General features: G+C 34.4%; 26 protein-coding genes and 1 riboswitch. Of the genes, 2 read left to right on the top strand and 24 right to left on the bottom strand.

Annotation, left to right across the window (positions count from 1 at the left end; all coding sequences use genetic code 11):
- Window positions 1-200 precede the first annotated feature (200 nt).
- A complete protein-coding gene (locus HMPREF3182_RS05095) occupies window positions 201-1,178 on the top strand; it encodes a helix-turn-helix transcriptional regulator (RefSeq protein ID WP_102888945.1) in 978 nt (325 codons plus the stop codon).
- 161 nt (window positions 1,179-1,339) lie between these two features.
- On the opposite strand, the gene recO is transcribed toward HMPREF3182_RS05095, so the two are convergent.
- The 6 genes from recO to HMPREF3182_RS05065 form a co-directional block, all read right to left on the bottom strand.
- Window positions 1,340-2,074 carry a DNA repair protein RecO gene (recO, locus tag HMPREF3182_RS05090; protein ID WP_206445554.1) on the bottom strand — a complete coding sequence of 245 codons (735 nt, stop codon included), beginning with the start codon at window positions 2,072-2,074 and terminating at the stop codon, window positions 1,340-1,342.
- Between the two features lie 7 nt (window positions 2,075-2,081).
- On the bottom strand, window positions 2,082-3,392 hold the full coding sequence (locus tag HMPREF3182_RS05085) for a hemolysin family protein (protein WP_062485870.1): 1,311 nt from the start codon (window positions 3,390-3,392) through the stop codon (window positions 2,082-2,084).
- Window positions 3,393-3,402: 10 nt separating this feature from the next.
- A complete protein-coding gene (gene era, locus HMPREF3182_RS05080) occupies window positions 3,403-4,302 on the bottom strand; it encodes a GTPase Era (protein ID WP_062485868.1) in 900 nt (299 codons plus the stop codon).
- 67 nt (window positions 4,303-4,369) lie between these two features.
- The gene (gene ybeY, locus HMPREF3182_RS05075; RefSeq protein WP_007392780.1) at window positions 4,370-4,843 is read right to left on the bottom strand and encodes an rRNA maturation RNase YbeY; all 474 of its coding nucleotides are present in this window, start codon (window positions 4,841-4,843) and stop codon (window positions 4,370-4,372) included.
- Between the two features lie 14 nt (window positions 4,844-4,857).
- Window positions 4,858-5,817 (bottom strand): PhoH family protein, encoded by a 960-nt coding sequence (locus HMPREF3182_RS05070; RefSeq protein ID WP_062485865.1) that lies wholly within the window; start codon window positions 5,815-5,817, stop codon window positions 4,858-4,860.
- A gap of 7 nt (window positions 5,818-5,824) precedes the next feature.
- Window positions 5,825-6,787, bottom strand: coding sequence for a tRNA modification radical SAM protein MnmL/YtqA (locus tag HMPREF3182_RS05065; RefSeq protein ID WP_062485862.1), 963 nt, complete (start codon window positions 6,785-6,787; stop codon window positions 5,825-5,827).
- Between the two features lie 312 nt (window positions 6,788-7,099).
- Between HMPREF3182_RS05065 and nadE the strand changes: the two genes are divergently transcribed.
- Window positions 7,100-9,010 carry an NAD(+) synthase gene (nadE, locus tag HMPREF3182_RS05060; RefSeq protein WP_062485859.1) on the top strand — a complete coding sequence of 637 codons (1,911 nt, stop codon included), beginning with the start codon at window positions 7,100-7,102 and terminating at the stop codon, window positions 9,008-9,010.
- Window positions 9,011-9,282: 272 nt separating this feature from the next.
- On the opposite strand, the gene HMPREF3182_RS05055 is transcribed toward nadE, so the two are convergent.
- The 18 genes from HMPREF3182_RS05055 to HMPREF3182_RS04970 all read right to left on the bottom strand — a co-directional run bounded on the left by HMPREF3182_RS05055 (window position 9,283) and on the right by HMPREF3182_RS04970 (window position 26,484).
- Window positions 9,283-9,825 (bottom strand): hypothetical protein, encoded by a 543-nt coding sequence (locus HMPREF3182_RS05055; RefSeq protein WP_062485856.1) that lies wholly within the window; start codon window positions 9,823-9,825, stop codon window positions 9,283-9,285.
- A gap of 95 nt (window positions 9,826-9,920) precedes the next feature.
- Window positions 9,921-10,448 (bottom strand): dCTP deaminase, encoded by a 528-nt coding sequence (gene dcd / locus HMPREF3182_RS05050; RefSeq protein ID WP_007392806.1) that lies wholly within the window; start codon window positions 10,446-10,448, stop codon window positions 9,921-9,923.
- A gap of 42 nt (window positions 10,449-10,490) precedes the next feature.
- Window positions 10,491-11,753, bottom strand: coding sequence for a hypothetical protein (locus HMPREF3182_RS05045; protein WP_062485853.1), 1,263 nt, complete (start codon window positions 11,751-11,753; stop codon window positions 10,491-10,493).
- Window positions 11,754-11,811: 58 nt separating this feature from the next.
- The gene (locus HMPREF3182_RS05040; protein WP_062485851.1) at window positions 11,812-13,767 is read right to left on the bottom strand and encodes a DNA topoisomerase 3; all 1,956 of its coding nucleotides are present in this window, start codon (window positions 13,765-13,767) and stop codon (window positions 11,812-11,814) included.
- A 97-nt stretch (window positions 13,768-13,864) separates the two neighbouring features.
- The gene (locus tag HMPREF3182_RS05035; protein WP_007392731.1) at window positions 13,865-14,098 is read right to left on the bottom strand and encodes a DUF4911 domain-containing protein; all 234 of its coding nucleotides are present in this window, start codon (window positions 14,096-14,098) and stop codon (window positions 13,865-13,867) included.
- Entirely contained in the window at window positions 14,091-15,317 is a 1,227-nt protein-coding gene (locus HMPREF3182_RS05030) for a peptidase U32 family protein (protein ID WP_036257630.1), read from the bottom strand. Before HMPREF3182_RS05030 ends, HMPREF3182_RS05035 begins: the two co-directional genes overlap by 8 nt.
- A gap of 54 nt (window positions 15,318-15,371) precedes the next feature.
- Window positions 15,372-15,974 carry an O-methyltransferase gene (locus HMPREF3182_RS05025; RefSeq protein ID WP_007392804.1) on the bottom strand — a complete coding sequence of 201 codons (603 nt, stop codon included), beginning with the start codon at window positions 15,972-15,974 and terminating at the stop codon, window positions 15,372-15,374.
- The gene (gene mltG, locus HMPREF3182_RS05020; protein WP_206445553.1) at window positions 15,971-17,008 is read right to left on the bottom strand and encodes an endolytic transglycosylase MltG; all 1,038 of its coding nucleotides are present in this window, start codon (window positions 17,006-17,008) and stop codon (window positions 15,971-15,973) included. The genes HMPREF3182_RS05025 and mltG overlap by 4 nt, the downstream gene beginning before the upstream one ends.
- Before the next feature lie 121 nt (window positions 17,009-17,129).
- Window positions 17,130-17,849 carry an amino acid ABC transporter ATP-binding protein gene (locus tag HMPREF3182_RS05015; RefSeq protein WP_062485848.1) on the bottom strand — a complete coding sequence of 240 codons (720 nt, stop codon included), beginning with the start codon at window positions 17,847-17,849 and terminating at the stop codon, window positions 17,130-17,132.
- Window positions 17,836-18,504 (bottom strand): amino acid ABC transporter permease, encoded by a 669-nt coding sequence (locus tag HMPREF3182_RS05010; RefSeq protein WP_007392782.1) that lies wholly within the window; start codon window positions 18,502-18,504, stop codon window positions 17,836-17,838. The genes HMPREF3182_RS05015 and HMPREF3182_RS05010 overlap by 14 nt, the downstream gene beginning before the upstream one ends.
- A 149-nt stretch (window positions 18,505-18,653) precedes the next feature.
- Window positions 18,654-19,616: a 6-phosphofructokinase gene (gene pfkA / locus HMPREF3182_RS05005; RefSeq protein WP_007392761.1), complete on the bottom strand. Its 963-nt coding sequence runs from the start codon at window positions 19,614-19,616 to the stop codon at window positions 18,654-18,656.
- Complete coding sequence (locus tag HMPREF3182_RS05000) at window positions 19,579-20,166, bottom strand: shikimate kinase (protein WP_007392801.1); 588 nt, start codon at window positions 20,164-20,166, stop codon at window positions 19,579-19,581. Before HMPREF3182_RS05000 ends, pfkA begins: the two co-directional genes overlap by 38 nt.
- A gap of 123 nt (window positions 20,167-20,289) precedes the next feature.
- Window positions 20,290-20,973 carry a RadC family protein gene (gene radC / locus HMPREF3182_RS04995; RefSeq protein ID WP_062485846.1) on the bottom strand — a complete coding sequence of 228 codons (684 nt, stop codon included), beginning with the start codon at window positions 20,971-20,973 and terminating at the stop codon, window positions 20,290-20,292.
- A 2-nt stretch (window positions 20,974-20,975) separates the two neighbouring features.
- Window positions 20,976-21,530: a Maf family protein gene (locus HMPREF3182_RS04990; RefSeq protein ID WP_062485843.1), complete on the bottom strand. Its 555-nt coding sequence runs from the start codon at window positions 21,528-21,530 to the stop codon at window positions 20,976-20,978.
- A 14-nt stretch (window positions 21,531-21,544) separates the two neighbouring features.
- Window positions 21,545-21,814 (bottom strand): DUF4321 domain-containing protein, encoded by a 270-nt coding sequence (locus HMPREF3182_RS04985; protein ID WP_007392770.1) that lies wholly within the window; start codon window positions 21,812-21,814, stop codon window positions 21,545-21,547.
- Between the two features lie 139 nt (window positions 21,815-21,953).
- Window positions 21,954-23,627, bottom strand: coding sequence for a glutamine--tRNA ligase/YqeY domain fusion protein (locus HMPREF3182_RS04980; RefSeq protein ID WP_007392781.1), 1,674 nt, complete (start codon window positions 23,625-23,627; stop codon window positions 21,954-21,956).
- Between the two features lie 80 nt (window positions 23,628-23,707).
- Window positions 23,708-24,466 carry a glycosyltransferase family 25 protein gene (locus HMPREF3182_RS04975; RefSeq protein WP_007392756.1) on the bottom strand — a complete coding sequence of 253 codons (759 nt, stop codon included), beginning with the start codon at window positions 24,464-24,466 and terminating at the stop codon, window positions 23,708-23,710.
- Window positions 24,467-24,480: 14 nt separating this feature from the next.
- A complete protein-coding gene (locus HMPREF3182_RS04970) occupies window positions 24,481-26,484 on the bottom strand; it encodes an LTA synthase family protein (RefSeq protein WP_062485840.1) in 2,004 nt (667 codons plus the stop codon).
- Between the two features lie 162 nt (window positions 26,485-26,646).
- Window positions 26,647-26,745: riboswitch (SAM riboswitch) on the top strand.
- The last annotated feature ends 56 nt before the right edge of the window (window positions 26,746-26,801 follow it).

Genomic DNA, 26,801 nt, shown 5'->3' with positions numbered 1-26,801 from the left:
ATAAATATTTAGTTAATGCTATTTTTGTATTTACAGAAATAGCATGCATAAAAATACATTATAGCGTTACCTAGAATAATAAAATAGAACACTTTTTTTTGCAAAAATGTATTTTTTTATCTATCCGTTGTTGCCTTAAAAGATAAATATGCGTATTCTTTAGATAATAAGAATGTAATATGTTAAAGGTGGTGTATAGATTGACGGAGATTGATAAAGATAGTAAAAAAGAACGTTTATTAGATTTATATACTCGTTTATTACGCGGGGAAGCATTACAAAAAGAAAAAGAAGCTAGCCATTATGGAGTAACCGAACGCAGTATTCAACGCGATTTACATGATATTATTGAATTTTGTAAGCACCAAAAAGAACATGGGCACTATATGGGACTGCGTTATAACCGCAAAAAATGCTCATTTCAATTAGAAGCTGAATCAGAATCTTGTTTCACATCAGAAGAAATTTTGGCACTATGTAAAGTACTTTTAGGAAGCAAAGCATTTATTAAAGAAGAAATATCCAATTTATTGAATAAGCTCCTTAATGGTTGTGTTAATGCAGATGATAAAAAAATGATAAATCATTTAATTAAGAATGAATTATATCATTATATTGAACCTAAGCATAAAAAAAATATATTATCTATGTTATGGCGAATAGGCAAAGCAATACAATGTAATCGCTACATTACTATTGTTTATGATAATAAATATCGACAAAGTGTGGTTACACGCAATTTAAAACCACTCGCCATTTTATTTTCAGAATATTATTTTTATTTAATTGCAATTGTTCAAGATGACGAACATAATTTAAAAAGAAACACCAATTGGAAATATTCATCACCTGTCGTTTATCGGATTGATCGTATTCAATCATTAAACATTAACTCTAAACGATTTGTAATTTCTTATAGTCAACGCTTTGAAGAAGGCATTTTTCGGCGGAGAAGTCCTTTTATGTATGGGGGCAAACTACAATGTATTGTATTTACTTATGCTGGATATGATATTGATGCGATATTAGATAGATTGCCAACAGCAGAAGTAATATCTTATCAAAATGGCGTTTATACCGTACAAGCAACTGTATACGGAAATGGCATTGATATTTGGTTGCAAGGACAAGGTAAACTTGTACAGATAGTAAAAAAAGAGGAAATCGATGACAAATAAAAAGTAAAAAAAGAAACTGTTCGCATTCTTGTTAATATATTAACAAGAATGTGAACAGCTAAGCCCAAAATATAGGAAATAAGCACCTCTACATACTTCCATTTTTATAACTTCCTATAATTTAACGTTATCGGAAATAATTACATATAAATACTTCCATTTTACTCACCTAGCTCATACCGAGCATTAATGCTTTTTAATTCCTTTTCACTACATTGTTCAATATAACTATATAAAAGATTTTCTAATATCACTATATCGGTTTTATTTATTTGTAATACTGCTGTCGTATTCCAATTATATTGTAAAAGTGTTTTCCATAAGGTACGAACAGATGGCATGAGTTTGTGCGGTAAAACGTTAATTGGTAAATTATCGCCTAAATAATATAAAATGCGATTTTTTTTCTTTCCTAGAATGCCTATTTGCATATAATTTACATCTGGATAATATCCGGCATATCCTATTAATTGCCAACCTGCAATAATCGTGACAATTCGTGGGTCTTTTTTTAAGAGGGTTTGCGTATAAGTACATAATAACTGATAAATTTGATGATCTGTTACACCTGGTGGGATTAATGATAATATCATTTCTATAAAGATTTGAGAATAGATAAAATAATCCAACGAAAGGTTTAATGTTGCTTTTGTATTAGTACATTCAAATTCGCTTAAAAAAAGTATTTGCTCTTCTTTTAGTATATTAAAAATAAGCCAACCTAATGGTAAAATGGTATGATTTCCTAATATTTTTTTCCCTCGCCTATGTACTATATGTAATAAACCTTCTTCTTTTGTATATACAGTAATATGCTGATATAAATCACTTTTTTTAATTTTTAATACAACACCATGATAAGTACGATTTATAGGTGTTTTATATCGTTTCATCATGTTCATTTTATTCTTTGTCTTTCGTATCTTTATACGGCTCTACATATAATCGGGCAATACGGAAACGCCGCAATTCTTTTACAGTAAATTTATAGGTCCCAATGATGACACTATCTTCTAATGCTGGTGTATGACCTAACATATAAAAAACATATCCGCCAATAGTATCTGCATCAACTTCTTCTAACATGGATAGGTGTAATAACTCTTCCACATCTTTTACTAATACCGTGCCGGCTAATTCATATGTTCCATTAGCAAAGGATTGTATTTCTTCTTTTTCTATACTATGTTCATTTTGAATAGTCCCTACAAGTTCTTCTAAAATATCTTCTAAACCAATTAATCCTACCGTGCTTCCGTATTCATCCACTACCATAGCTAAATATGTACGTTTAGAACGCATTAATTGCAACAACGAGGATACGGACATAATTTCAGGAATTATTAAAATCGGATGTTTTATAGTTCGCAAATTACGCTTTTTTTGTATGTATACTTCCATAAAATCTTTAATATGAACTAATCCTAACACATGATCTTTATCCCCTTCACATAAAGGATAGCGTGTATGACGAAAAGAACGAATTGTATCCAGATAATCTGCCATTGTATCCTGAGTATATAGGCAAACAATATCTTGACGAGGTACCATAATTTCTTTTGCCATGCGATCAACAAAATCAAATACATTATCAATCAATTCACTTTCTACCGTATCAATTTTTCCTTCTTTATGACTGGCAGTGACAAGCATACGTAATTCATCTTCGGTATGTGAGATATCAAATTCATTGGTTAACGTTTGATGAAATAAGTGTACTATACGTTTACTTATATATATGCCTATTGCTAATAAAGGAGTACATATACGTTGCCAAATAAAAATCATTGTTCCAATTTTTAATAATACGGTAAAAGAATTATGCAAAGCGATAGATTTAGGAATAAACGCACCCAAGATCCATGTTACGATTGTAATAAAGATACTGAATATAGTAATCAGTAAAATAACTAATTCCTTGGAGAGTATATAATCAAAAAATAATCCATAGCTATTTTTTAACACATAAAAAATAGCTATTCCACAAAAGGAAAGACTGATGATCACGCCTAATTGAGCGGCACCTAAAAAATATTCAGGAGCTTGATAAAAAGGTAATAATTTACGGGCGTGTACCTGCCCTTCTTCAATACGTTCATTAATATATTCAGAGCGTAATTGAACAAAGGAAAATTTTCCCGCCACACAAATAGCACTTCCCACCAAGAAAAGAAGATAAATAATCCAGCCCTGTATAATCCCTTGAATTTCCATGTTAATACCTCTATTCTTTGGTATATCCTAATTCTCGTAATGCCGCGACCTTATTGCGCCAATCAGCTTTTATTTTCACCCAAATATCCAAGTATACGGAAGAACCTAAAAGCGTTTCAATATCCTGTCTCGCTAATGCACCAACTTCTTTTAAAATTGAACCATTTTTACCAATTACAATTCGTTTTTGGGAATTTCGTTCTACATATATGTTTGTTCGAATATATACTTTATTTTTTGATCTTGTTTTCATTTCTTCTACGTATACTGCAATAGCATGAGGAATTTCTTCATTCATAACTAATAGTAATTTTTCACGAACAATTTCGGCAACTAAAAGTCGTTCTGGTTGATCTGTAATCATATCATCGGGAAAATATTTTGGTCCTTCCGGTAAGATTTGTTTTAGTTCATCTAAAACAACATCTACATTTTCGCCTCGTTTAGCAGAAATTGGAATAATTTGAGCAAAAGGATATAATTCACGATATGACATAATAGCTTGTAATACTTGTTCTTTCGTTAACAAATCAATTTTATTAATTAATAAAAAAACAGGCACAGTACAATTTTTTAATTTTTCGGAAATAAACATATCGCCTGGACCTTTTTTGTCAGTACCTGCAACTAAAAATAATACAGCTTCTATATCTTTTAAGGATTGATACGCTGCATCATCCATAAATTCTCCTAATTTATGTTTAGGTTTATGAATGCCTGGTGTATCTAAAAAAATCATCTGACTATTTTCATCTGTATGAATACATAAAATTCTATTACGTGTAGTTTGGGCTTTGTCTGAAACAATGGTCACCTTTTCTTTAATAATATGATTAATTAAAGTTGACTTTCCTACGTTTGGACGACCAATGACAGCAATAAATCCAGATAGAAATTTCTTCGTTTCCATAAACTCTCCTTTATAGCAATGAGAAATAATATATCATCGTGTTGATGATTATATATTATTTCTACATTTATAACGTTTCTCCTTCACGGACATATCCTAATCGGCAAAGAATAAATTCTTCTTCTTTTCTCATTTCTTCTTTATCTTTTGGTTCCATGTGATCATATCCTAAAATATGTAACATACCATGAATTGTTAAATATGCTAATTCTCGTTCAAAAGAATGACCAAATTCAGTAGCCTGTTCTCGTACTTTATCCAATGAAATTATAATATCACCTAATAACGCTGTGTCAGGACCATCATACCCGTCATCTTCCCCTTCGTTTAAAGCAAAAGATAAGACGTCTGTAGGTCTATCTATATTTCTATATTGTTTATTTAACGTGTGTATATATTCATTTTGACAAAGCAAAATGCTAATTTCTGCTTGTGGACCTAAACCATATACTAACGCCGCTTCTTGACATACACGCTCAATAATTTCGTCATAAGCATTATTTTGTAAATTTGTTTTTTCATATGTAATAGTAATTTGCATAAAAATTATTCCTCCTATTTGGGTTCATGATATGCTTCATATGCTCGTATAATACGTGATACCATAGTATGTCGAACGACATCAGCAGCAGTAAGATGAACTATGCCTATCCCTTTGACAGAGGATAGTATCTTTACTGCTTCTACTAATCCTGATTGACGATGATCGGGTAAATCAATTTGCGAAACATCACCATTGACAACCATACGAGAATGATTTCCTAATCGGGTTAAAAACATTTTCATTTGTTCTTTCGTTGTATTTTGTGCTTCATCTAAAATAATAAATGAATGTTCTAATGTTCGCCCACGCATATAGGCCAATGGGGCTACTTCAATAATATTTTTAGCCGCTAATTTTTGGAATTTATCCCCACCAAACATATCCGCTAAGGCATCGTATAACGGACGCAAATACGGATCAATTTTATCTTGTAAATCACCAGGTAAAAAACCTAATTTTTCCCCTGCTTCGACAGCAGGTCGAGTTAGTATAATACGTTCTACTTCTTGATTTCTTAGATAATATGCGGCCAATGCTACCGCCATATAGGTTTTTCCTGTACCGGCAGGACCAATTCCAAATGTGACAATATGCTTACGAATGGAATCAATATATGCTTTTTGCCCAAACGTTTTTGCCTTTATCAACCGTCCACGAGCAGAAGTATTGATTGTATCTTCATATAATTCTTTTAATTTTTGACCATTTCCTGCATGCAATTGTTGTACAATATAGCGAACATGCTGTTCTGTTATATATACTCGTTCTTGCTGTAAAAAACGTAATAACGTACTCGTTTGAATGACAATATCGGTTTCCTTTACATCTCCTTGTACGCAAAGATTTGTACCTCTAATAGAAAAATGACAAGAAGGAAATTCTTTTTGTAAAAAATGCAAATAGACATCACCATGACCTAAAAGAGTGCGTAATTCTTCGATATTTTGACAATGTATAGTGATTTCGTGCATGCCTTTTTTACTCTCCTTTATGCTGTGTGAATTTGTGTACCCCTTTACCATTTAAATACGTACATAATTTGCCTTGCCATGTATCCTTTTTTTTTAGCTCTGCCTCAATCATATCTCTGATTTTCCACCAGCCCATACCCCAATTTGCCATTTCCGTTGCTTCTTTTGGTGCTCTTCCTATTAAGCGTTGAAAAACTATATCTGGTCTCGTATATTCTAAAAAAGAAACGACTCTTTGGACATATTCTTCACAAGGCCATAATTTTATACGACCTTCTTTATACCATCTTGTCATTAACGTTCCCTTGATTAAGTATAACGCATGTAATTTTATTTCATGATTCGGTAATGCCGAAATAATTTTTGCGGTTTCAATTGTATCTTCCATGGTATCCCAAGGTAAATCTAATATTACATGAGTACAAACACGAAACCCATAATCACGAACCATACACAAAGCATCAATATATTCAGCCAACGTATGTCCACGATTAATTTTAACCAACGTTTTATAATTAGCGGTTTGTAAACCGAATTCGAGTAAAATATCAACTTGATAGGTTTGTTGAATTTTTTTTAAAACATCTAAGTATTCACGAGTAATGCAATCAGGACGTGTAGCAATGGCTAATCCCACAATATTAGGAAGACACGCTTCTACTAAAAATGAATGAAATGCCGTAATAGGTAAATAAGTATTAGTAAAATTTTGAAAATAAGCAATAAATTTATGTGCTTTATATTTAGGGGCAATATGAGCAATATTAGCTTTAATTTGTTCTGCTACGGAAAAAGAGGCCGGTAAATTTTCATAACCAGCGCCAATAGATCCACAAAACACACAACCATTTCTGCCTAAAGTCCCGTCGCGATTTGGACATGTATCTGGAATACTGATAGGTAATTTATATACTTTTTCGCCGTATGTTTCTTTTAGATACGTCGAATAAACACGATATCGTTCGTTCATATAACTCCTCATATTAAGTGGCATATCTTACTACCATCATGAGTGAATAAACCTAGTATCACTCTGAAAAATATAATGTATATATATCAGTATAACACATTTTGATATTATAAAATATGAAAATCTTTTCTTTTTCGTTTTTTCATGGAAGTCTTTTAGATAAAAATATGGAATTTATCCTGTTACGATATCATTTGGTTAATGACATTATTTTATTTATTCTTAAACTAGCTATTCTATCTTCATCTACTGTTATTCCCTATTATTTTATGTTAGGATATACATAAATACGTTTTACAGGGAGGTTTATGTATGTTAACAATTGGTTTGGCCCAACTTCATATTCACGCTGGCAATCCTCGCTATAATTTAACTATAATGCAACAATATATCCAACATGCAAAAGAGGAAAATTGTGATATAATTATTTTCCCCGAGTTAGCAATTCCAGGATATTTTATAGGTGATTTATGGGAACAAACGGATTTTATTAATGAATCGATAGCTTGTGGTGAAGAAATTCGCAAAGCTGCAAATGGAATTATTATTATTTTTGGTAATGTTGCTATAGATAAAAACAAAAAACAACATGATAATCGCTTACGCAAATATAATGCTATGTTTATTGCACATAATCAATCGTTCATAGGCCCCTCCCGCTCGCCTTATCCTTTCTATATTAAAACATTATTACCAGATTATCGTGAATTTTCGGATCCACGGCATTTTACTTCGCTCATTCAAGTGGCCCAAGAGGAAAACTGTACAATTTACGACTTATTATCTCCAATTAAGTTAAATACGTCCTCGCCTCATCCATTACGGGTTGGTCCGCTTATTTGTGAAGATAGTTGGGATGATGCTTATCAGGTAAAACCAATGCTGAATCTACAACAAGAAGCCCCCATAGATTTATTTGTTAATATTTCCAATTCTCCTTTTACCATTGGCAAAACAAAAAAAAGGCATGAACTCTTTCATGAAAAGTTGAATATGCTTCATGCTCCTGCCGTATATGTAAATGTTACGGGAATCCAAAATAATGGTAAAAATGTTTATACCTTTGATGGCTCTTCTAGTGCTTATAATCAAGATGGAACACCGGTTTATACTTGTAAGACGTTTTCAGATGAACTAGCTATTTTACAATATGATGAAGTGAATCATCAATTTATTCCTCCCTCGGGATATATACAAAAAAACAACACAAGCGAAATTACTTCTATCTATGAAGCATTACACTACGGTATTCATACTTTCTTAACTACCATGGGAATAGAAAAAGTAGTTATCGGTATATCTGGTGGTATTGATTCAGCTGTAAATGCAGCTTTATATGCTCGTGTTTTGAAACCAGAAAATATATTGCTCGTAAATATGCCAAGTCAATATAATTCAGATTTAACCAAAAACCTTTCCCAACAATTAGCTGACAATTTACAATGCCCTTATGCGATAGTGCCTATTCAAGATAGTGTAGAATTAACATGTAGGCAAATTCAGGATATTCAAAATAATCAACCACGAGCAGCTGCGGCAAAGTTGCAACTAACCGATGCGGTATTAGAAAATATCCAAGCACGTGATCGATCATCCCGTGTATTAGCTGGAATAGCGGCAGCTTTTGGCGGAGTTTTTACTTGCAATGCCAATAAGGCCGAATGCACCGTTGGTTATGCAACTTTATACGGTGATAGTGCGGGCTTTTTAGCTGCCACAGCAGATTTATGGAAACATCAAGTATATGATTTAGCACATTATCTCAATGATAAGGTGTATAAGAAAGAAGTCATTCCCCAAGAGATTATTGATCTTGTACCTAGTGCAGAATTATCGGCACAACAAGATATTACTAAAGGGCAAGGGGACCCTTTATGTTATCCTTACCATGATTATTTATTTGCAGCTTTTATCGAAAAATGGAATCGTGCTACCCCAGAAACTATTTTAAATCACTACGCAAAGGGAACATTAGAGGAGTATTTAGGTTGTCCCATTAGTATTCATTCTATATTTCCTAATGCAGCTGCTTTTATTACGGATTTAGAGTATTGGTGGAAGCGATTTTCGGGGTTAGGTGTGGCAAAGCGTATTCAAAGTCCACCTATTTTATCTGTTAGTCGGCGATCTTTCGGCTTTGACTTGCGAGAATCTCAATTGACTCCATATTATTCGCAAGCATATTTGCACTTAAAAGAAAAACTTCTTACACCTCAAAAATAATACCAAAGGCAACGCTTTATTAAGCATTCTACACAACGAATACCCCAATACTAGTGTTTGTTTATACACTTAATTTAGTATTGGGGTACTCTCCTTCTTATCTTAGAGATACACTTTATTTATGCTGTATTTTCAATGCTATTATAACTTTTATTTTAATTTTTATACTATATTGGGTATTAAAAACTGCCTCAGAAACTTATTTTTTAGTTATAACTTTTTGGGGCAGTTTTTAATATATTGTGTTTTTTCCTAAAAAAACAATAAAACCATTACACTTCTTCCGGATCCAGCCAATAGTGACGCTGTAAAAGATATTCTGCCACATCGGATTTAAAAATATCCTTAATAACATCCGCCAATAAAACTTCTTTTTTTTCATCTACCTTAATAAATATATGTGGCTTTTTTAACTCCGTATCTTCCAATTCGTCTTTTAATTCACGACTTTCTTTTTCCCAAATATTTTCAAATAATTGCCGTTGTGGATCATAAATAAATTCACATCGCGTTTGTGTATACAATTGTAATCCATCATTCATTTTTATTTTACTTTCGCCTAAACGAGCTCCACGCTGAATATGAATAGAAATCACCTGATAAGATAAATCTGGTAAGACCATATCTGCTAGCGATACAATTTGTTTTAGCAAAGTCTTAACCGGTTTAATTTCATCTTGTGTTAATACTCTTCCATCTACATAATAGCTATCATTTTCATACGTTAAAGCAAATGTACCCAAACTTGCATCGATAATATAATTTTTTTTTACGGTAACTTTAAAATATTCCTGCAATAAAGGTGTTAAATTCATATGCCATCCCTCTCATCATTTTAATATTAATTATCAAATCCTTACATAGTATATCATATTCATAGCGTTTACGCACTGTATCATGTATATTCATATTATTTTTTATGCTGAAAATCTTTCCATAGCATGCTAGGTTGAATTCCTTCGTTATGTTGATATTTTCCACTCGTATATCCATCATATTCACCATCAATATCATGATAATAAATTTGACAAATTTCTACATTCGGGTAAATGCGAATAGGTTGAACACAAAAAATTTCTAATGTCCAAAAACCGGCAAAGCCAACATCGCCAAAACCAGCGGTAACATGAATAAATACCCCTAACCGTCCTACAGAAGATCGACCTTCTAACATCGGAATATATCCATCTGTCTTCGTGTATTCATTTGTTCTACCTAGATATAGTATATTCGGTTGTAATACATATCCTTCTTCGGGAATAATTATTTTTCGTGTACTATTCGGGGTTGCCATATCTAATTGTCGATTTTCATATACCAATAATTCATTAAATAATGATAAATTATAACTATTCGGATTTATCCGTTCTGGTAAAAATGGTTCAATGTGAATCTCTTTTCCCAAATGTTTTATAATTTCCCTTCCAGATAATATCATATATAACACACCTTTCTTCATATATACAGCATATCTATATCATTAGCTTTGTCGAATATCAATTGCACGTAGTGGAGTTTGATTATTCGTAAAAGAAACAAGATAAAAACGAACAGGCAAACCTAAAGACAAAGATGTATGCAAAAATTCTTCTTTGCCAAAGAAAAATTCTTGTCCATCATATAATCGTACAAATCCACCTATTTTCCCTGGTAGTATGCGTGAAATACTACCTTCATAAACCGTTTCTCCTAAATGTGCCGCCTGCAACCAAAATGCATCTAATAGAGGCCACACTTGTTCTAGTGTTAATGCAGGAAAAGAGGAAAGTTCTACGCGTTGTTGTAACTCTATGGGAATATGCCAATGATATTGTTTCTGTAAACGTAATGCCGCTGTTTCATGCCAATATGCCGCTTTTAAATCCATCACATGCTGTCGTAATATATCTGCTATTTCTATCAATACGTGAATTTTTTGTGCTCTTTCACCGGGCATAAGCATAGCCCGGCTACCTTCTGTAATAGCCTGATTCCATTGCTGTTTTTTTATATTAACAAGCATAAGTCCTCGATATAAAATCCAATGTCGATGATATACACTAAGTCCTTTCAAAATAGCGGCTGCTCGTTGTGTGTTATGATTATGCATTTCACACATAGACATACGATAGGAAAACCAAATTTCATTATCGTTATGACAAGGAGATATGCGCCGCAGTGCTTCTTGACAAAACTGAATGCATGTATCATATTGTTTTAATTTTAATAAATATTTCGTCTTTTGTACATACCACCATTCGCGGGGAGATTCATAAAACGTGACCGTTCCATCGGCATGTACTTTTTTTTCTTCCGCTGCTAGTTTATCTGGATCTAACAAGGATAAATAATAATCTCGTTGCTTATATGAAAAAGAAGAATCGCCTTGAAATGCTTGTAAAATTTTACGTACCGTTCGTTCATACGGGGTATATATATTTTGTTTACAATACGAAAAAATAGATGCAGCAGCTCGCAAAAATACCGTTTTATCCTGTTGCTGTGATTGAAACGGAAAGATATAGGTATAATATAAACACCAGCAATAGACATTATATAAAATATGATATTGGGGATACCGAATAATGCCTGCCCTTGAGATAATATGTCCTTTATGATATTGTTTTACTTTACGTAAACTATATGCATAAAAATAATAATCTTGAGGAGTCCATGTAGTTTGCTCGGATTCTTTTTCATAAAAACCTATAATATCATGATATTTTTGAGCTTTATATAGAACACGTATCTCGTTTATTTTCATAAATACACCTATTTTTTAAGATACACACCATACTGTATAATCTATATCATTATATCTACTATTTAGAGGCCAACTTTTCTGTATACGTACAAGTAGGATACCCACTACAACCATAAAAATTACCATAAGGGCCTTTACGTAACCGTAAGGGGCGAGAACACCGAGGACAATTATGCGGCGGATTAGAAGTAATTCCTACATGCAATAATAATTGTTGCAAAAATTCAATTTGATCGACAAGAAAAGACTGCAAATTTTCTTTACCTTGACTCATATTTTGCAAGCGATTCTCCCAAATAGCCGTTGCATCAGGATAGCGCAATGCATCAGGCAATGCTTCTATTAATTCATAGGCAATATCAGTAGGAATTAAATATTTTTTACGACCTTCTTCCTTAAGAAACTTACGATCAATCAATTCTTTTATAATGATAGCACGTGTTGCTTCCGTCCCTATACCTTGTACTTCTTTTAAAATTTTTTTTAAGCTTTCATCTTTTACATATTTATATATTTCTTTCATAGCACCTACCAACGAAGCCGCCGTAAAACGAGATGGCGGTTTCGTCATTTTTTTCTCGACTGTTCCCGATTCATAGGTCACCTTATCGCCAACGCATGTAGAAGGCAAAAGATGTACTTTTTCATCCGAATTAGTATTAGCATACTGTTGATATAACGCTTTCCATCCCCATTCACGAACCGCCTTACCATGAGCAATAAAAATTTCTGCCGCCATGGTTAATTGCAATTGGGTGCTATCATACTCATAAGGTTTATAAAATTGAGCTATATATGCTTGTGCGATTAAATAATATATATGCTGTTGTATAGAAGTAAGGGTAGAAAAAGAGCAGGGCATTTTAGTTGGAATAATAGCATGATGTGCCGTAATTTTTTTATCATTCCATGCTAAACTACGTACCGTTAAATCAGCATTCTGACTCCATATAGACAATTCTCCTGCCGAAATACGTTGTAAGTTCTGTAAAATAACCGTGCGATCTTTCCATTGATTTAAAGGTAAATAATTACAATCAGAACGAGGATAGGTAGTTACTTTCTTTTCATATAACGCCTGGGCCGCTTCTAACACTTGTTGAGGCTCATACCCATATCGCTTACCTGCTAATATCTGTAAATCTGATAATGATAAGGGAAATGGAGGCATTTCCTTCTTTTTTTTTGTTGAATACGAAAGAATCGTGCCAATAGGGTTTTCTTGTATCTTTTTTAAAACAACTGTAACTTCATCTTTCTTTAAACAACGACCTTGTTCATCTAGACCTGATTGCAATTCATTCGGTTTCCAAACAGCATGAATCATTCCATTTTGATGTATAACAGCTATTTTAATACCATAATATGCTAGTGGTATAAAATGATCTAACTCTTGTTGCCTCCTTACCACTAATGCCAATGTTGGCGTTTTAACTCTACCAATAGGAAATACCACTCGCTTATGCTTTTTTTCTTGTGCTGCCAACGTATAGGCCCTAGATAAATTCATGCCAATAAGCCAATCAGCACGACTTCGTGCTAAAGCAGAATCACGCAAAGGTGTAAAATTAGCATTATCTTGCACATGTGCTAATGCATACTGAATGCTATCTTTATCCAACGCATTCAATAAAATTCGTTGTACTGGTTTTTTATTCTCTACAAATTCTAATATTTCATCAATTAGCAACTGCCCTTCCCGATCAGGGTCACCCGCGTGGACAATACTATCTGCTTGGTGTATCAATTGTTTAATTATCGCAAATTGTTTTTTCGCTGTCGGTGAAATTAATAGTTTCCATGTTTGTGGAATAATAGGAAGATCTTCTCGTCGCCAATATTTATATCTAGCTTGATATGCATGGGGTTCTGCCTGCTGTAAAATATGTCCATATGCCCAGGTAACCACATCTTTACCGCAATAAATATACCCATTATGTGATTTTATTGGGCCTGATAAATTTTTAGCTAATTCTCGTCCCACGCTTGGCTTTTCTGCAATAAATAATTTCATTGAATTCACTTTCCCTGGAACAATATTATCATGAAGATTTTTGTAAAAGGAGATGCGACAATACACTGCCAAGCATCATTAATTGATGTATCTTTTTTTATACAAATGCCTGCATTTCTTCAAACGAAAGTAATGTAACCGAAAAAGGAAAATCGCTCAAAAAGCGACACACTATGGATTTGGTATCAGCAGTTGTACGAACATAACCAATCCCCTGTTTTCCATCTAGTGTTGTCACTACACCCACATGATCTAAACCCTCGAGTAAGCGAATAAACATGGTCATTTGAGATGGCTCAATTTGAAAATATACCCACTGTGAGTCAAGCATTTGTTTTCCCTACTTTACGGCGTAATAAAGAGTGCGGTTCTATACGTATAGGACTTGGTATCCCTACGCATTCTTTTGGATGACGTGCTGCATCAATAGGTAGCCCCTCTTCATTAACAAGTGTTTTGATCTCTATGCGTACAATATTTTCATGAGGTTGTAAAAATTCAACTTCTTGCCCTACTTTGAAGTGATTACGTTGCTCTATCCAAATAATTTGCTGCACTTCATCATATGACTTTACCACGCCTATAAATTCATGTGTTTGTGTATTCGAGGAATGGCTATATACCTGATCGGCTTCGGTTGGACGTGAAACGGCAAAACCTCTTGTATATGGCCGATGTGATATCTTTTCTAATTCTTCTACCCATTCAGGTTTTATCGTAAAATGTGATGGATCTTTTTCATAAGCATCCATCGCTTCTCGGTACACTTTTACTACTGTAGCCACATAATGTACACTTTTCATGCGTCCTTCAATTTTTAAACTTGTAAGTCCTGCTTCATACATATCAGGGATGTACGGTAACATACATAGATCTTTAGAATTAAAAATATAGGTTCCTCGTTCATCTTCCACGACAGGGAAATACTCACCGGGTCTCGTTTCTTCAACAATATTGTATTTGAATCGACAGCATTGAACACATTGCCCTCTATTAGAATCCCTATTTTGTGTAAAGTAATTACTTAATAAGCACCTACCTGAATACGAAATACACATAGCCCCATGTACAAATCCTTCAAGTTCAACGGGCACACGATCATGGATTTCATGAATATCATGTAAACTCACTTCTCGCGCCATTACGACGCGTGAAGCCCCTTGATCATGCCAAAACTTAACAGCCGCCCAATTAGTTGTATTCGCTTGTGTGGAAATATGTACAGGTAAATTAGGAACAACTTCTCTAACTATACCAAAAATTCCTGGATCAGCCACCAAAACTGCATCTGCGTGAAATTCATATAGTTGTTTTAAATATGAGGGCAATGCAGGTAAATCCTCATGTTTAGGGAAAATATTAACGGTTACGTACACTTTTTTCCCAAGTTTATGGGCATAAAAAATTGCCTCTTTCATTTCCTCAGGAGAAAAATTATCACTAAATGCACGTAACCCAAATGATTTTCCCCCTAAATAGACGGCATCAGCACCATATAAAAATGCTGCCTTTAACTTATCCATATTTCCTGCTGGTGCTAATAATTCCATGTGTTGCATTATTTTATTCTAATCCTTTCTCTATAACAAAGAATACCTTCTCGTTCATTCATAGTGATATCCCTTATATCGGGATACGGTCATGCCATCACCATTTTCAAAAAAAACTGTTGAAAATAATGTTTCATTTTCTATATAAGATAAAAATGTACGTATCCGTTGTACGGCCGTTCGATGTTTATGTGGTATTGTTCCGTCAATATATAACATATCGTGATACCGCACATTATCTGCTACGATAAGTGCTTGCTTTTGTAGATATGGCAAAATAAGTTGTAATTGCCGAATATATTGCCCCTTAGGACCATCTAAAAAGACAAAGTCCCATCTTTCATGTAATGTTTTCAATACGGAACAAGCATCACCTGTATGAAATCGAATTTGCTTTTCATAGGGGGTACGAGAAATAAAAAAATGAGCTTTTTCCATACGCTCGGTATTAATTTCTATTGTATCAATAATAGCACCTGGTGCCGCATATAGTAGCATTAGTAATGTTGAATACCCAATCCCTGTACCTATTTCTAGTATATGTTTCGGTTTATACTGCTTTACGATATGACATAACAAGGAAATTTCTGATTGACGAATCAATGGCACTTCCTGTTGTCTACCATACCGCTCCATCTCTAATAATAATCCCTTCATCGAAGATACTCCTGTATATTACGTAAATGTTCTTCATACGTAGTTGCAAAATGGTTATGTCCCTCGCGATCGGCTACAAAATATACATATGGCGTTTCTTTTTCTGATAACGCTGCTTCTAAACAAGGTAACCCTGGATTACAAATAGCCCCGGGCGGCAACCCTTCATACTTATACGTATTATAAGGTGAATCATATTGTAATTCAGATAGAGAATATCCCAATTTATGAGTTCCCATAGCATACGAAATACTTGCATCAGATTGCAATTTCATATGTATTTTTAATCGTTGATGAAATGTTTCGGCAATAGGTTTTCTATCTTCTCCATATCGAGCTTCTCGTTCTACTAAAGAAGCAAGTGCTACCCACTCAGATACAGTTAAATGCTGTTTTTTAGCTTTACTTCGCCATGTACTCGGTACTTTACGATCAAAATTTTTTAACATAACTTGCACAACATCCTTTGCCTTCGCATGATAAGGAATATCATACGTATCAGGAAATAAAAAACCCTCTGCCTTAAATACCACTGGACGTGTGCTTTTCATATATGGATAAAGCAAAGAATCCTGATTCGCTGCTTGCAAAAAATCTTTTTCAGATATACGACCTTTTGAGGCAATCACCTTAGCAATTTGCCTTACCGTATATCCTTCCGGAATAACAATACGATAAGCCTCTGAATGTCCGCTAGTAAGTTTATGAATCATTGCATAAAAACTCATATGAGAGGTAATAAAATATTCCCCTGCTCTCAATGTATGGGCATTACCTGTTATACGCACAATAAAAATAAAAAGCCGTGGATGACTAATATATCCTTGTTGATATAACTGCTGTGCTACTTGTACTGCTGTTTGATTATCTTGCACTTGAAAATAACCTTTGTTTTTATGCCAAGACCACGGCATAAAATATATGGCAAAAGCAATGCATATAACCGTAATTATCCCCAGTACTACGAGACCAATACTATATATTTTTTTATTTTCTTTAAACCAGATTCTCATATCCATGAGCTTATTATACATTATCTGTATAGTCCTTGCCAACTTTTCACTAAAAGAGATGGCATTTGCCATATTTTAATCTAATATTCAAAATCAAAAGAAGTCTTGCACATAGACAAGACTTCTTTCACCCAATTATTACCTATAATATTTTAGATAAAAATTCCTTGGTTCTTTCTTCTACGGGATGCGAAAAAATTTGTTGCGGTGTCCCTTCTTCACAAATAATCCCTTCATCAATAAATAACACTCTGTCGGCAACTTCTTTAGCAAATCCCATTTCATGTGTAACAATGGCCATAGACATGCCTTCATGAGCTAATTCTTTAATAACATCCAATACTTCCCGTACCATTTCTGGATCTAATGCCGATGTTGGTTCATCAAAAAGCATAAATTTGGGTTTCATTGCTAATGCTCGAGCAATCGCTACTCGCTGTTGTTGTCCCCCTGATAAGGTATCAGGATAAGCATTTTTTTTATCTTCTAATCCAACCTTTTTAAGTAATTGCAACGCATGCACTTCTGCTTCTGATTTTGATTCGTGACGTATTTTAATCGGCGCTAAGGTAATATTTTCAAGTACTGTCATATGCGGAAATAAATTAAATCGTTGAAAGACCATTCCTACTTCTTTACGAACCGCATTAATGCTGTCTGCATCATCTATACCTACGCCATCTACGGTGATATGACCTGCCGTAGGTTCTTCTAAACGATTGATACACCGTAATATCGTACTTTTTCCCGAACCAGAAGGCCCAATAATGACCACTACTTCTTTATCTTGAATAGTTAAATCAATGCCCTTTAATACAGCATGATTACCAAACTTTTTTTCTAATCCCTCAATTTTTATCATCCGTCGCCAGCCTCCGTTCTAAATAACTAACTAATTGGGCAATACTCAAAGTCATAATTAAATAAATAGCAGCTACGGTTAACCAAATTTCAAAGGACCCATATGTTTTAGCAATAATTAATTGCCCTTTACGTGTTAATTCTTCAAAGCCAATAACAGAAACTAACGACGTTTCCTTGGTCATCGAAATAAATTCATTCCCTAATGGAGGAATAACTTTACGAAAAGCTTGTGGTAAAATAATATACCACATAGTTTGCATCCAAGATAAGCCCAATGACCGCCCTGCTTCCATTTGTCCTTTATCAACAGCTTGAATGCCCGCACGAAATATTTCCGAAACATAAGCGCCACTATTAATGGAGCAAGCTGCAACGGCAGCAACAAAAGGATTGATACGTTGACCGATAATCATAGGAAGTGCAAAGTAAATTAAAAAAATCTGTACTAATAATGGTGTGCCTCGCAAAATATTAACATAACAAATGGCAATACCTTTTATTATTTTCAGTTGCGAAAGGCGACAAATACTGACAATTAATCCCAAAATAAAGCCAATACCTACGGAAATCGCTGTAATTTCAATTGTAACTCCAGCTCCCGTAATAAGCAGAGGTAGCGAGTTCCAAATTAACTCAAAATCAAAAGACGACATAATAATTCTCCTTCATACTAATTTATGAATATTTATAACTATTTACGTTATATATTATAGTTGTATTTTTATGCGTTGTCAAATTATAAAATAAAAAATAGAGAAAAAAATTACGCTAATTCTCGACTTATTTCAAATTTAGTTACATATTATTGCCCTAATACATGTACTAACTCATATTTCTTTTTATCTAAGGTATTCTTTATTGATGCTGCTTTAGCATAAGGAGTTGCCATAATAACATTATCTCGTAGACCAATAATACAATTAGTATTGCCTTGTAGCCATGTGTCAATCGCACATTGTGCTAATTTCCCAGCCATTACAGCATCATAAGAAGAAGGAGAACCGCCTCGTTGAATATAACCTAACACCGTTAAATTCGTTTCAACTTGCGTGTGCTGTTGAATATAAGCAACGACATCGCTACCTTTGGCCGCACCTTCAGCGACAATAATAATGCTGCTCATTTTTTTTCTTTCATGCGAAGCGGTTAATTGTTGACAAATCCCCGCCAAATCAACAGGGTACTCTGGAATTAATACCATTTCAGCACCTACCGCTAACCCCGCCTCAAGTGCAATAAATCCAGAATTCCGTCCCATCACTTCAATTACGGCAACGCGTTCATGTGAAAATGCCGTATCACGAATTTTATTCACAGCAGTTAATACGGTATTAACGGCCGTATCAAAACCCAGCGTATATTGTGTTCCAGGCATATCATTATCAATAGTTCCAGGAATAACCATCGTATCAATACCTTGTCTACTTAGTGCTGCAGCACCACGCATGGAACCATCTCCGCCAATCACAAAAAGCATATCTATTTGTGATTGCTGTAAATAGTCCGCGGCTTGCTTTTGAGCTGATTCATGTAAAAAAGAAGGACAACGAGCAGTACGTAACATCGTCCCCCCCCGGTGAATAATTTCACCGACACTTCTCCTCGTGAGGGGAATAATTTCTTGGTTTAAAAGACCTTCATAACCACGCATAATACCATATACATCAATACCTTTGGATAAAGCATACCGAGTCAATCCGCGAATAGCAGCATTCATTCCTGGTGCATCACCGCCGCTTGTTAGAATTGCTATTTTCCGTTTCATTATTTCGCCTCCGTTTTTCCCGTTTTACAAAATTAACTTTTTTATCTCGAAGTGTCTTCGTAATCATTTGTACGATTTGTCCCGAACCGCCTCGAGTCGTATCAATAACAGCATCACAGTAGGGATAAATAGTTTCCCATTCTTTCAACATTTTTCGTACAAAAACGGATAAATTGTCGTAATCAACAGTAGGTCGTTTGCCAATATGGCGCTTAACTCGTTCTTCCACGCGAAAAGGTTCTGTTAATAAAGCAATAATAAATCCATGCTTATGTAATATACGATATGATTCAATCGTCATAGGAAAATTTCCGCCAAAGGAAATAACGGCTTCATGATAGCGGCTTACTTGTTGCAATATATTTATTTCACGCTCTCGAAATGCGGCTTCACCAGAAGAGGAATAAAATTCAGCAATGGTTTTATCTTCCGCCTGTTCGATTCTTCTATCTGTATCGACAAATTGCCAATTCAAATGATGTGCTAATTTTCTACCAATATGACTTTTACCACTGCCCATCATACCAACCAAAACAATATTCCTTTTCATTACCGTACCTCCCTTCTCTATTTACAAACATTGCATTTTATTATAGCAAAAAAAAATAATATACACAAAAAAAGAAAGAATTTTATAACAACTACAAAATTCTTTCCTTACATACGTTATTCATTATAGATAACCACGCCTACATAAACTTACAAAATCACCATCACCGATAATGATATGATCTAAAACCGGAATTCCCATGATATTCCCTGCTTCAGCAATGCGTTTAGTAATCGCAATATCATCAGGACTCGGTTCTGGATCCCCGCTAGGATGATTATGTGCTAAAATAACCGCTGCAGCGTTATATTGTAAGGCCATCCGAAAGACATCCCTGGCTTTAGCTACACTCATATTCAAAGAACCTATCGAAATGGTCTGTATGCAAATTAACCGATTTTTAGTAGATAAAAATGCTGCTATAAATCGCTCCTGCGGTAAATATCGCATATCTTCCATTAAATATTCTGCAATACAATCGGGATGATTAAAATCAGGAGAATTCTTTTTTACACGCTGTTTAACAATCCTTCGACCTAATTCAACAGCCGCACATAGCGTAATGGCCTTATCTCTTCCAATCCCATGAATTTTACACAAATCATGTATCGATATTTCACCTAAATAATAAATATTTTCTTGTGGTAGTTGCTGTAATACTAAATCCGCAATTTCCAAAACAGAGTATCCTTTTATCCCTGTACGCAATAAAATAGCCAATAAATCTCGATCAGTTAGTGCTTTTTTTCCTTGTTGGATAAACTTTTCGCGTGGTTGTTCATTTTTTGTACAGAACGTTGGTTTCATTATCACACCTGTGCTTGAACAAGCATTTCTTTTACCTCCGCTAGAGGCAATCCAATAACATTAGTAAATGATCCATGTATTTCTTTTATAAAGGAAGCAGCCCCACCTTGAATAGCATATGCACCTGCTTTGTCCATTGGTTCTTTCGTACGAATATACGCATCAATTTCTACAGCCGAAAGTATCCTAAATATGACACGTGTTTGTACTACTGTTTCGTATATTTTTTCTTGCCGCCGTAACACAACTGCAGTAAAGACCATATGCTCTTTTCCCGATAACTGCTGCAACATATGTCTTGCCGCTTCAACATGATGCGGTTTACCTAAAATAGTCGTTCCCAATGCAACAATAGTATCGGCTGCCAATACCCAATCATGACTATAAATACGACTAACTGCTGCGGCTTTACCACGTGCTTGCCGTAAACAAAATGCTGACGGATCTCCTTGAACAGGAATATCCTCTTCGTAAGACGAAGGTTTTATTTCATATACATATTGCAGCGTATTTAATAACTCTTTGCGTCGTGGCGATGTAGATGCTAACAGTAACACAATCGTGCCTCCTATTATAATTTTCTAGCAATAAACCAAGCAATAATAATACCGATAATACTCAACACATTCGGTGCAAAATGGAGACCAAAATTAAATTCTATAATATATAAATTAATGGCAATATTGTTGATATTAAAAATTTCGTGATGCTCCGTAAGTAAAGAAATCGTATTTCCTATTTCTGAAGTATTAATTAATTCCCCTATAATACCTCCAAAAATTCCACCTAACACTAAAATAACAATAATGACAAACGTACTTTGAGATGAAAATCGTTTCATTCTCTTCCTCCTTATCTCAAAAGTTGAGTTTATTATACAAGCTGTTCCACAAAGAGGCAATAGTTATGAGCGAAAATGACCGAAATTTCATCTAAAAATTAAAAATGAAATACTCGGTCATTTATATTTTATATATTCGTTATTTTTTTTGCATTTTTGCCCATGTATCTCGTAAACCTACAATGCGATTTACTACAATATGATCCGATGTAGTATCTGGATCGATGACAAAATAACCTTGCCGTAAAAATTGAAAAGAATTTCCTTGTTTAAATTCTTTAATATACGCTTCTGCCTTACTCTGATATTCAACTAAACTTTGAGGATTGATTTGCTCTAAAATATCTTTGTCCCCGTCTTCTTCATTGTCTGTTAATAAATAATCGTACATTCTAGTTGTAATATCTACCGCATCTGCTGCTGATACCCAGTGTAATGTCCCTTTTACCTTGCGATTGGCATTTTCTCCCGTACCGCTCTTACTTTCAGGATCATGAGTACAATGTATTTCAATAATATTTCCTTGTTCATCTTTTAACACACGTTCACATTTAATAATATATGCATACTTTAACCGTACTTCTTTACCTGGTGCCAAACGGAAAAATTTTCTAACTGGTTCTTCCATAAAATCTTGTCGTTCAATATACAATTCACGACTAAACGTTATTTTACGTTGTCCCATTGATTCATTTTCTTGATTATTATCAGCGATTAATGTTTCTGTTTTGCCTTCCGGATAATCGACTAACACCACTTTAATCGGATCGATTACCGTCATAATACGGGGAACTTTTAGCTTCAGATCTTCGCGAATACAATATTCCAGCAATGCACTATCAACCATACTATCCGCTTTAGCTACACCAATGCGTTCACAAAAATCGCGAATCGAAGCAGGTGTATATCCTCTTCTTCGAATGCCTGAAATAGTAGGCATCCGAGGATCATCCCAACCACGTACGACTCCTTTTTCGACTAACGCCCGTAATTTTCGCTTACTCGTAATCATATGGGTAACATTTAAACGAGCAAATTCAATTTGCTGTGGTTTTTGTCCTTCTGGATCTTCCCAGTCTTTTAATACCCAATTATACAATGGACGATGTGCTTCAAACTCTAACGTACAAATAGAATGAGTAATACGTTCAATTGCATCTGAAACAGGATGGGCAAAATCATACATAGGATAAATGCACCATGTATTTCCAGTTCGATGATGAGATGCATGTAAAATACGGTATAATACGGGATCCCGCATGTTAAGGTTAGGACTAGCCATATCAATCTTGGCCCGTAAAACCTTTTCCCCGTCTTGATATTTTCCTTCTTTCATTTCCTGAAATAATCGTAAATTTTCTTCTACACTACGATCGCGGTACGGACTTTCCTTACCAGGTTCATTAAAAGTTCCACGATAAGCATGAATTTCTTCCCCCGATAAATCATCGACATAAGCTTTTCCAAGCGAAATTAATTTCACGGCGTAATCGTATAAAATAGGGAAATAATCAGAGGCGTAAAACATACGATCATCCCATGAAAATCCTAACCATTCAACATCTTCTTTTATCGAATTAACATATTCCGTGTCTTCCTTTGAGGGATTTGTATCATCAAAGCGTAAATTCGTAATACCGCCATATTTTTTTGCAATCCCAAAATTTAAACAAATTGATTTCGCATGCCCAATATGCAAATACCCATTCGGTTCAGGTGGAAAACGGGTATGAATTCGATCTCCATATTTTTTTTCTTGTATATCTTTTTCTATACTTGATTCAATAAAATTTTTGTTTTTTTCCTGTTCCATGAACGGTCTCCCCTTTGCATATAATATGTAATTCTAACACAAAATAAAATTAGATTCTAGTAAAAAGACCTTTCCCTTTATTAGCGACGTGTAATCATTCGATACCACGCATAATAATAAGCCTTAAGCAATACTTTAAATTCAAAAAAGGTAGTCTTTCCCTGCGATTTTAAAAATTGGTGTACCATTTTTTTATGTGATGATTGATGGCAGGCTCGAAGAGATGATTCGCCCACAACACTACGATATTTACCATCTTCTTCCCACTCAAAACACAAATCATTATCTAAAGCATATAAAGATATTGCACCGGCAGCTATAAAAACCTTCCAATTATCTGCTTGAAAGCGTATGGGCGTATTCAAGTTAATAATTATTTCTGCTGCTTTTCTGTTAATAATATATGCAATAGCGCCACTAGCACGAAAACATTCATATATTTTTATGTCTTGATATGATTGAATCATTTTACCTAATCGTTTTCTTTTTCTTAAAAGCAATGCCGCTCCACCAGTTTGTTGACTAATAAATGTTTGCATAGCTGATAATAAAGAAGCTGTCATAGTTGTAGAAAAACAAACATCATCTTCAAATATACAAATCGCTTCTTCTTTTGATTGCAAAAATGCACGAAGAATATGCAAATGACTAGCCGCACACCCTACTTCTCCAGGAAGCATCGCCGTATTATTGGAGATTTCACCTAATCGTGCAGAAGACATTATTCGTCCATCAATACCTTGAAAAAAAATCGGTTTTATTCCTATTTTAGTAAATTCAGCTTGCGCATGTTCTTGACGTTTTTTTTCATTAGCCGTGGTTAATACATAGCATTTCATGCACGCCTACCTCCTCAATGCAATAATTCGGGATGCTTGATTACCCATGCCGTCCATTCACACCATGCTTGCCTTTCTTTATAAAAACAAGTAATTCCCTTCGTCTGTTCCATTTCCGTATCTTCTAACGATGACGCTATGGCGTCTTCATAATACCCAATCATATCAGATGTAAGCCAATGATAAGGGGTTATAACCGAATCAATAGGTTCTAAAAAGGACGGTGCGATCGAATAATACTCAAATCCTTCTGGTGCAATTAATTCTAATACGGTTGGCATAATATTCATATGTCCACCAATTTTAGTTTGATAAAACATAGACTGCTGTAAATCAGGATGATACATAGCAAAAGATGTACAATATTTTTCACGTAAAGTTGGATTTTTTTGCGAATACATTTCCGTGTTAAAAGGAATAATAAGTCGTGAATGGTCTCCTGTGACAATGATCAGACTATCTTCATCCAACGTCTGTACCTTACGTATAAATTGGCTCATATAATGATCGGCATACCAATACATACCTAAATTATTTAATAATTTTGAGTCCTGTCGAATATCCGCTGATAAATTAGGCATAATCCGATCTGGATCAAATCCGAATTTACCCACTGGAATCGTATAAGGGGGATGATTTGATGTCGTATAAATGAGATGGAACATAGGGATTTCTGGATCCAGTTTACAAATTTCTTCATATAACCCTTCAAAAAATATGTGATCATAAATACCAAGCCACGTATGAGGTGAATTACTAGGGCAAAATTCAGGGGCCCCTTTCTGTATTTCAAACCCTTGTGCTTTCCCAAACCGGCCAAGACTAGCCCAAGCCGTATTGCCGCCATACCAATAGGCCGTATGATAGCCCAATCTTTGCATTTGTGCCGCAAATGCAGTCGGTACTTGCTTTCGCTGAAATATGGGCATTTCATTAATTTCAAAATTAGCATCAAAAATACCTGAGAATAAACTTGCAAGTGACGGCTGTGAAATCAAGCCTGCCGGTAAAAAATTAGATACCGCTATCGTATGTTCACTTTGCCTAAATGCCTTTCCTCCATCTACTAAATGCAGGTCTTTGTATTTCTCATCAAAAGGAACTTGCGTATAACTTTCTCCTACAATGAAATATATATGCTTTGGTTTTCGTATTTTTGCACCCTTAGCATGACGCAGAAAAAACGACCAATCACGATTTTTCATTTGATCTGTTTTGCCAAATAACGGGATTAATATTTGAGTTGACTCTTCCTCCGTATGTTTTAAGATCTTTTTTTCTTGCTGTTTCAATACTAATTCAATCGCAATCAAATCATCAACAGTTGCTTTAGAAAAAAATGGATCATTTTTTAACAACGTAGGCATATTATTCCTAGATGGTTTAAACAAATGAGATAAATGTCCGCCGTATCGAATCCAATAGAATCCCACCCCAGCTAAGACAAAAAAGAAAAAGTTAACAAGATAGCGAAGGAAAGTATTATCAATCAAAAGATAGGGAATAACAGGTGTAACTAAAATACCAGCAGTAAGAAAATAAACAATTATACTATACGGAATGATCCCCAGTAAAATTATCCATCCATGGTATTGATGTAAAAAGATATCGACAAAATTACCCTTATCTGCATTTTTTCCTAATAACATCGTTTGATTGTAAATATCATGAAATTCTCCATAAAAAATCATCTTCCCCATAAATGCCACATATAAACATAAAGCATATACTACCACCCATAAACAGCGTAAAGAATCCGCTATATTTGCATATGAAACCACGAAAACACTAGGAATAGTAATACATAATAACGATAATAAATATACATAAGCATGAAAATCTAGCCCCCACAAAAATCCAAACCACAGGGATAGACGAACTTTTTTATAATATAGAGCGTTTTTTTCACCATTTCCATAAAGATAAATAAAAAGAAATCGAAATATTGCAGAAATGATAACAGGAATAAGTATTAACTTTATATCCTGCTGTGCCCCCTCAATAAACATAGTAAACATTATTTCACCTCATTTTTTCTTATCTTTACCAATTAATTATACTATACCATATCACTATTATACATACAAATAAAAAGAAATTTTTTCAAAAGCACTTAAAAGCAGTAGTTTTGCGTTGACAAAAATAATCTAAAATGATAGAATAACTCAAACAATAAATTTAATTCATCGCGAGCAACCGAGGGACTGGCCTTATGACGTTGCGGCAACCCCCAGTTTGGGAAGGTGCCAAATCCAACGGAACATTCCGGCAGATGATGTTATGTGAGAATACAGACCATCATTCTTGTTGATGGTCTTTTTTATTTGTTTATTAA

Source organism: Megasphaera hutchinsoni (assembly GCF_001553405.1).
Lineage (GTDB): Bacteria > Bacillota > Negativicutes > Veillonellales > Megasphaeraceae > Megasphaera > Megasphaera hutchinsoni.
Note: the sequence above shows the minus strand (reverse complement) of the source record. Positions and strands in the feature narration are given on the sequence as shown.